This is a genomic window from Methylobacterium sp. E-065, assembly GCF_022829605.1.
Taxonomy (GTDB): Bacteria; Pseudomonadota; Alphaproteobacteria; order Rhizobiales; family Beijerinckiaceae; genus Methylobacterium.
Map to the genome: position 1 here is coordinate 99,702 of NZ_JAKSYD010000105.1, position 8,036 is coordinate 107,737.

6 protein-coding genes are annotated in these 8,036 nt (G+C 70.2%); 2 read left to right on the top strand and 4 right to left on the bottom strand.

The window, feature by feature from the left end; translation table 11 throughout:
- Positions 1-81 precede the first annotated feature (81 nt).
- The 3 genes from MKK84_RS11890 to MKK84_RS11900 form a co-directional block, all read right to left on the bottom strand.
- Complete coding sequence (locus MKK84_RS11890) at positions 82-1,215, bottom strand: branched-chain amino acid ABC transporter substrate-binding protein (protein WP_243919963.1); 1,134 nt, start codon at positions 1,213-1,215, stop codon at positions 82-84.
- 422 nt (positions 1,216-1,637) lie between these two features.
- Positions 1,638-1,982 carry a hypothetical protein gene (locus tag MKK84_RS11895; RefSeq protein ID WP_243919971.1) on the bottom strand — a complete coding sequence of 115 codons (345 nt, stop codon included), beginning with the start codon at positions 1,980-1,982 and terminating at the stop codon, positions 1,638-1,640.
- A gap of 150 nt (positions 1,983-2,132) precedes the next feature.
- Complete coding sequence (locus tag MKK84_RS11900; RefSeq protein WP_243919972.1) at positions 2,133-2,393, bottom strand: hypothetical protein; 261 nt, start codon at positions 2,391-2,393, stop codon at positions 2,133-2,135.
- Positions 2,394-2,694: 301 nt separating this feature from the next.
- Between MKK84_RS11900 and MKK84_RS11905 the strand changes: the two genes are divergently transcribed.
- Entirely contained in the window at positions 2,695-6,141 is a 3,447-nt protein-coding gene (locus MKK84_RS11905; protein ID WP_243919973.1) for a PAS domain S-box protein, read from the top strand.
- 39 nt (positions 6,142-6,180) lie between these two features.
- Here MKK84_RS11905 and MKK84_RS11910 read toward each other — a convergent pair whose 3' ends face one another.
- Positions 6,181-6,744 (bottom strand): hypothetical protein, encoded by a 564-nt coding sequence (locus MKK84_RS11910; protein WP_243919974.1) that lies wholly within the window; start codon positions 6,742-6,744, stop codon positions 6,181-6,183.
- Between the two features lie 485 nt (positions 6,745-7,229).
- Here MKK84_RS11910 and MKK84_RS11915 point away from each other — a divergent pair, with 485 nt between their 5' ends.
- Positions 7,230-7,829, top strand: coding sequence for a PAS domain-containing protein (locus MKK84_RS11915; RefSeq protein WP_243919975.1), 600 nt, complete (start codon positions 7,230-7,232; stop codon positions 7,827-7,829).
- Positions 7,830-8,036: the final 207 nt, after the last annotated feature.

The following is an 8,036-nucleotide window of genomic DNA, read 5'->3' on the forward strand; positions in this document are numbered from 1 at the left end:
GCCGCTGAAGGCAGCCGTCCGGGTTCGGGCGCGTCTGCAGCCGACCCGCGCCAGCCTGTCATGCCGCCGCGGGACCGGCCTCTACGGGGTCAGCTCGTTGCCGGCGTAGTCGATCTTGCCGTCCGGACCCTTCTTCCACGCGTACACGACATAGTCGGGCCGGGTGATGTCGCCCTTCTTGTCGTAGGCGATCGGGCCGACAACGGTCTCGATCGTCTTGCCCTGGTGCAGCCAGTCGGCGAGCGTCTTGCCGTCGCTGGAGCCGGTCTCCGCCATGGCCCGCGCCAGAACCTGCACGGCCGCGTAGCCGTAGAGCGTATAGGCGTCGGGATCGATGCCCCGGGCGTTGAACGCCGCCACGATGGCCTGGGCACCGGGGTTCTTGCGCGGATCCGGCGCGAAGGTCATCAGCGTCCCGTCCGCGCCAGGGCCGGCGATCTGCACGAACTCCTTGGGGGCGAGGCCGTCGCCACCCGCCAGCAATGCGTTGAGGCCCTGGTCGCGCATCTGCCGCACGATCAGGCCGGCTTCGATGTGGTAGCCGCCGTAATAGACGACATCGACACCTGCAGATTTCAGCCTGGAGACGAGCGCCGAATAGTCCTTCTCGCCCGGGTTGATGCCCTCGTACAGCACGGGTTTGACGCCGTTGGCCTTCAGCGCGGTCTGCGTCTCCTCGGCCAAGCCCTTCCCGTAGGGCGACTTGTCGTGGACGAGGGCGATTTTCTTGTCCTTGAAGCGCTCCGCGAGGTAGGCGCCCGCCACCTTGCCCTGCTGGTCGTCGCGGCCGCAGGTGCGGAAGGTGTTCCAATGGCCGCGCTCGGTGAACTTCACGTTCGTGGAGGCCGGGGTGACCTGGACGATGCCGGCATCGAGGTAGACGTCCGAGGCCGGGATCGACACGCCGGAGCTGAACGAGCCGACCACCATCGTCACGCCCGCGCTGGCGAGCTTGTTGGCCACCGAGACGCCCTGCTTCGGATCGGACGCGTCGTCGCCGATCACCGGCTCCAGCGGGCGCCCCTTGATCCCGCCGGCCTTGTTGATGTCCTCGATCGCCTGCGCGGCACCGGTCCGGACCTGCGCACCGAAGGCCGCGTAGGAACCCGTGAGTCCCAGGGCGATGCCGATCTTCACCGGCGCACCAGTCCCTTGAGCCAGGGATCCGGTCACGGCAGACAGGACGACAAGACCGGACAGCAGCAACCGCCTCATATCACCCCCGGCAGAGAAGACGACACGGGACGCGGAACCTATCGGCGAAAGATATCCGGGCCCGACGCCGTCACACAGCGCACGTCATCCTGAAGCGCCGAGCATTCAACGTCAAGAATTCTTGAACACACTTCCAGTTGTGTGCTTCTATACTCGCACGCGCGTCGACAAGAACTCGTCCTTGCCGGGTCGAGAGGATCGCCGCAGTCGATCCAACGCCACGAGGAATGGCGCCCGCCAGCGAGGGTGGCAGGGCCGGGCGCTGGGCAAGCCCGCGCGTCATCCGCGCGCTCCAGGGGTAGACAAACGGAAGCCGCCCCCGATCGTTGCGCGATCGGGGGCGGCTTCCCAGCCAGACCCTTAGGGATTCGTCGCGCGGTCCAGGGAGCGATCCGTCCGGAGCCTGCGCGATCAGCGCTCGATCAGCAGCTCAGCCGCCGGCCTTCCTTGCGCCCGAACACGCGCCAATGCGCGGCGCCGGATTCCATTTGACCGTTGGCGATGGCACGCCGGACATCCGGGTTGCAGCGCAGATACTCGCGCTCGTCGAACCCGTAGGCGGAACGCCCGCCGCGGTAATCGTCCCGGTCCCGATAATCGTCCCGGTCGCGGTAGCCGCGGTCCCGGCCGTCATAATCGCCGCGGTCGCGATAGCCACGGTCGCGGTAGCCGTCATCGTCACCGTAGGGGCGGGGCTGCGCCGCGACCGGGCCAACCACGCCCAGAAGGCCGACGCTCACCGCGGCCGCCGCCAGAAACGCCTTCATCGTTTTAATCCTCCCCATCCTCGAATTGGTGGGCTGAAACGCACCGCGCCGGGAATGGTTCGACCGGCTTGACCGTGGAGGCAGCGACGTCCCGCCTCCATCGTGGCCGCCGCGGACAGGCCGTCGAGCCGGCCCGCGGCGGGTCGGACTTTACATCCGGTGCATCATGCGGTGGCGCATCTCGCGACGCATCATGCGGCGCTCCATCCGATGGCGCATCATCCGGTGCTCCATGCGATGCTCCATGCGACGGCGCATCATGTGGCGCTCCATCCGGTCCATCTGAACGGTGCTGACCATGTCGGCGGGCGCGGCAACGGCCCCGGGGGCGATCGGCGCGGCCGAGGCCGGCACCGCGACGGCGCTGCCCAGAACGGCGAACAGGGCGGCGGTAATGATCGAACGACGCACGGAAGCATCCTTTCTCGCCGCCCCGGAGGGGACGGACATCCTTTGTGGCGCCAGCGCGGGAGCAGAATATCCCGAGGCACCGCCCAGGAAGCCGCGGGCCGACAGGATGGTTCCACGGCCGAATCCGGATCGCCGTTCGCGGGTCCGGGGCGGCGCCCGACCGCGGCTTGATCGTCTGGCGCCCATGCCGCAGGGAGCCGACAAGGAATCCGCAACTATCGGGTGAGAAAGCTGCGGCCCAACAGCACCGTCGGTGCGTCGGGGCGCGGTTCGCGCCGGTCGAACGGATCCGCCCGCGCAGATGCACACAGACGCGCCGCCACCGGACCCCGCCGGCCCACAGGCCACGCGCGGACCGGAGCCCTGGGACGCCGCCGCCGGATTCGGCCAGTGGCGCCTGGACCCGCGCACGCGCCGCGTCACCCGCTCGGCCGGCCTCGCGCGCCTTCTCGGAGTGCCAGAGAGCCGCGATCTCGCGTTCGAGGACCATTTCGCCAGCTATCATCCGGATGACCGCGCTGCCGTGATCGCGCGGGTCGAGGGAATCCTGTCCGGAGACCGGCCGGCGGTTCCCTATCAGGTGCGAACCCGCATCGTGCGTCCGGACGGGACCGTCCTCGACGCGATCATCCAGGGCGTGCCGGAATGCGGGCCCGACGGCGCGCTCGTCGCCCTGCACGGCATGCTCCTCGACGTGAGCGACCTCGTCCGGTCCGAGCGGCGCGCCCACGAGACCGACCGGCTCCTGCACGGGACGCTGGACAGCATGGACCAGGGCCTCGTGGTGCTCGACGCCGCGCAGCGGGTCCGCGTGTTCAACCGCAGCGCCGCGGACCTGCTCGACCTGCCGGGCGACGTGCTGCGCGTCGGCGTCGCCTTCCCGGATATCCACGCCTACCAGCGCGCCCGGGGCGATTTCGCGGCGGCGGAATCCGGTCTGCGGCTCGGGCTCGCCGGCCGCGACCTGGGGGCGCTCCCGCCGCTGTTCGACTGGCGCCTGCCCACCGGGATCACCCTGGAGGTGCGCCGCTCGGCCCTGGGCGATGGCGGCGCGGTCCTGACCTTCACCGACGTGACGCAGCACCGGATCGCCGAGCAGGCGATGGAGGAGAGCGAGCGCCGCTACCGGCTCCTCACCGAGAACAGCACCGACATCGTGATCTGGTCGGACCTCAGCACCTGCCGCCGCTACGTCTCGCCCGCCATGCGCGCCGTCCTGGGCTACGATCCTGAGGATCTGGTCGGCACGCAGCCCCTCGACTTCGTCCATCCCGACGACGTGGCGGCCTACCGCGCCGTCCTCGATGACCTCACCGGCGGCCGCACCGCGCAGGCCCTGACCTGCCAGCGCTACCGGCACAGGAACGGAACGTGGGTCTGGCTGGAGATCTCCTTCAGCCTGACCCACGATCGGGCAACCGGGGCGGCCGACGGCTACGTCGCGACCCTGCGGGACGTGAGCGGCCGCAAGTCCGCCGAGGATGCGCTCCGCCTGAGCGAGGCGCGCTACCGGGCGCTCGCGGACGCGCTGCCGCAGCTCGTCTGGATCGCCAGCACCGAGACCGGGGAGGCGACCTACGTCAACCGGCGCTTCGAGGATTACTACGGCCCGATCGGGCCGTCCCGGGCCGCGCGCCTCGCCCGCAACCATCCCGAGGATGCGGAGCGGATGGAGCAGCTGTGGCGCAATGCGCGCGCGCAGCGGACCGGCTACGAGGTCGAGGGGCGGATGCGGCGGCACGACGGCGCCTATCGCTGGCACAAGGTCGTGGTCCTGCCGATCTGGCAGGGCGAGGCGATGGTCGGGATGCTCGGCACCGCCCTCGACATCGACGAGATCGTGACGGCCCGGTGCGCCGTCGAGGAGGCGAGCGGCCTGCTGCGCCTCGCCCAACAGGCCGCCAAGGCGGGCACGTGGCACCTCGACCTCGACAGCGGCCGGATCACATGGTCTGCCGAGAGCGCGCGCTTGCATGGGATCGAGACCGATCGGGAGTACGAACTCGACGCGCAGACCTGGCTGACGCTGATCGACCGCGAGGACGGCGCCCGCGCCCTGGAGGCTGCCGCGGCGGCCGCCGAGACGGGCGAGACGTTCTCGATCGAGTTCCGGGTCCCGGATCCGGAGGGCGGCGTGCGCTGGATCAACGGCGTCGGGCGCGCCGCCCCCGGACCGGACGGGCGGACGCGGCGGGTCATCGGCCTCAACCTCGACGTAACCGCCCGGAAGGTCGCCGAGGCGGACCTCCTCGCCGCGAAGGCCGTGGCGGACGCGGCGCGGCTGGAGGCCGAGCGCGCGAGCGCGGCCAAGAGCGAGTTCCTGGCCGCGATGAGCCACGAGATCCGCACGCCGCTGAACGGGGTGATCGGCTATGCCGACCTGCTCCTCGACGAGACCGATCTCGGGCCGGCGGCGCGCCGGCATGCCGATCGGATCCGCACCGCGGGGGCGGCGCTGCTGACGGTGGTCAACGACGTGCTCGATTTCTCGAAGGTCGAGGCCGGGCAGATCGAGATCGTACCCCGGCCGTTCGCCCTCGAAGCGCTCATCGACAACGCGGTCTCGATCGTGCGCCCCTCGGCCGAGCGCAAGGGCCTCACCCTCGCCGTCACCTGCGGGTCGGACCTGCCGGACTGGGTCGAGGGCGACGAGGACCGCCTGCGTCAGGTTCTGCTCAACCTGCTCACCAACGCGGTGAAGTTCACTTCGGCGGGACGCATCGGCCTGACGATCCTAACCGGCCCGCACAGCCTGCGCTTCGAGATCCACGATACCGGGATCGGCATCCCGGCGGACAAGTGCGACCGCCTGTTCCGGCGGTTCTCGCAGGTCGACGGCTCGATCAGCCGCGAATACGGCGGAACCGGGCTGGGCCTCGCCATCTCGAAGTCGCTCGTGGAGCTGATGGGCGGAACGATCGGCGTCGCGAGTGCGGTGGGGTGTGGCTCGATCTTCTGGTTCGAGGCCGCTTTGCCCGCGACGATGCCGGCGTCCCCCGTCGCGGCGGCCTCTGCCGCGACCGTCCGCGCGACCGGCAAGCGCCTGCTGCTGGCCGAGGACGTGCCGCTGAACCAGGATCTCGCCCGGACGATCCTCGAACGGGCCGGGTACGCGGTGGACGTGGTGGGCGACGGGGTCGACGCGGTCGCCGCCGTCCAGGCCCGGACCTACGACCTCGTGCTGATGGACGTGCAGATGCCCGTGATGGACGGGATTGCGGCGACCCGGCGGATCCGGGCGCTGGGCGCCCCGCGGGGCCGGCTGCCGATCGTGGCGATGACCGCGAACGTCCTGCCGGAGCAGGTGGCCGAATTGCGCGCCGCCGGCCTCGACGATCATGTCGGCAAGCCGTTCCGGGTCCAGACCCTGCTCGCCGTGATCGACCGCTGGACCGGCACCCCCGCGGAGCCGGAGCGCCCCGCCGACACGATCGACCACGCGGTCCTCAACGAGATGACCGAGATGGTCGGCCGCGCGCGGATGAACGACCTGCTGGCGATGCTGGCGAAGGAACTCACCCAGCGGTTCGGGACCGCCGCGCCCGAGGCGAGCCGTGACCGGCTCATGCTCGACGCCCACGCGATGGTGTCGGCGGCCAGCATGGTGGGCTTCGCCGGTCTCGCCGAGACCTGCCGGGCGGTCGAGGCCGCCTGCCGGGCGGGGGCGGATGTCGCGCCGATGCTCGGCACGCTCCGGGCCCGCACGGCGGTCACGCTCGCCGAGATCGAGGCCCTGCGGGCGGCCTGACGCAGGCCGGGGGCGGCCTGAAGCGGGCCGGACCGGCGCCTACGCGGGCGACAGCGGCACGTGCTGGACGGCGCGGATCCGGCGGCGGTGGTGGGGGTGCCGGCGCCACTTCAGCACGGCATAGCGCAGCCGGCTGTAATAGGCGTAGAGGCGCGACCGGTGCTGGCGCCGGTGAGCGAGGTGGACGCGGGCGGACCGCGCCGGGGCGGCGACGCGGCTCGCCAGGGCTGTCTGCGCCACGGCGGCGGGCCTCGCGTTCAGGACGGCGACCGGATCCACGTAGTTCACCCGGCGCACGGCCGAGGCACTGCTATAGATTGCGCCCGGCGCCCCGCCGCAGCCCACGCAGAGGGACCCGTTGAGGCGGCTCCAGAGGCGTTGCTCCCGTTCCAGGACATGCCGGTCCTTCACGTCCGACAATTCGACCGGCGACCGCAGCAGCGTCGCGCGGCTTCCGAAATTCGGCTTCTTGAGGATGAGGCCGAGATCGTCGGGCACCTCCAGCATCGGCAGCCGGACCTGCTTCGGCTTCGCATGGACCGGGAGGACGACCATCGACGCCAACAGGAACAGTACTGCGGATTTGAGCGCGAAACGGCGCATCCTGGTCTCCGGTCGGCGTGGACCTCTTCACATAGCGTTAAATCTGCAGGTTCCCTACACCTAATTTTTCTGCGGAATATCCAAAATCACACGCCAGTTCCGCCAACTCACGGCCAACACTAAGAATACGACCACGTCTCAGTAGCGGCTGCGGAGATCAGCCAGGCACAGACTGCGCAGGGCAGCGGCTGGGACCCGTGCGAACCCGGGCCGCGCAGTCCTGTCCTGCGCGAAGGACAGAGCCTGTACCAAACTATGCCGTCTAAAGGTCGCCCGTCGATTGCCGCGGTGCGGGCCGGGATCGGAACGCGCCGCCGCCGCGTGCCGCCCGCCGAGCCTGGCGCCGCACGCGCAGGCCGAATGCAGGCGAGGCATACACTTGCTGTAGACAGGCTGCGCCCGATCATCGATTTCCAGTTGAATTGTCGCGGGGGCGCACGGGCGACGGGAAGCGGGACGGCCTGGTCGGGCAAGGGACGGTTCAGATGGATCAAGCGGCGGACGACGTCGTATCCGAGGCCGCGCTCGCCGCAGCCCTTGAAGCCTCCGGCGGCGTCGGCTTCTGGATGTGGGACATTCCCGAGGACACGGCACGTGCCGATCCGGTGAGTGCCCTGCTGTTCAACATCAGCCCCGCCCGGTCGCGGGCCGGGGTCAGCTTCGCGGAGATCCTGAAGGCGGTCCATCCGGACGATCAGGCGCATATCTCGCAGGTGATCCTGGACTGTGTTCAGTCCGGCGGCTCCTACACGGCCGAGTACCGCGTGTGCTCGCCGACCGGCCGGCTGCGCTGGCTGTTCACCCGCGGGCATTTCCACCTGGACGAGCAGGGCCGCCCGACCACGGGCCGGGGGGTGATCGTCGAGATCTCGGACAGCAAATCCGCCGGCACGGCCTTCGCGCAACGCGACGGAACCCTGATCGACGCCCTCAACCGGGCCGCGGACCTGTGCCTGTCCCTGCACAGCGCGCTCTCGCAGTTCGGGGAGGCGCCCATGCTGGCGCTGGCCGAGACCCTGCTGCTCGAGATCGGCCGGCACTTGGCAGCGCGGCAGCGGATCGCGCGCGGCCACGCCCTGCATTGACCGGCCCTGAGCCTTCGTCGTGACACGCTCTGCGCCGAACCGGGAGCCGCTTCCGCGGAGAGCGCCCTAACAGGCTGCTGCAAAAGTCGCTGGCGGCTTGTCTGGTGAGATGATTCACTCTGTCGGGGAGATCGGCGGGGTTTGAGCGATGCGCGGGCGTGAAGAGGGATCGGCCAACCTGTTCAGCTACGTCCGGCTTGAGGACCG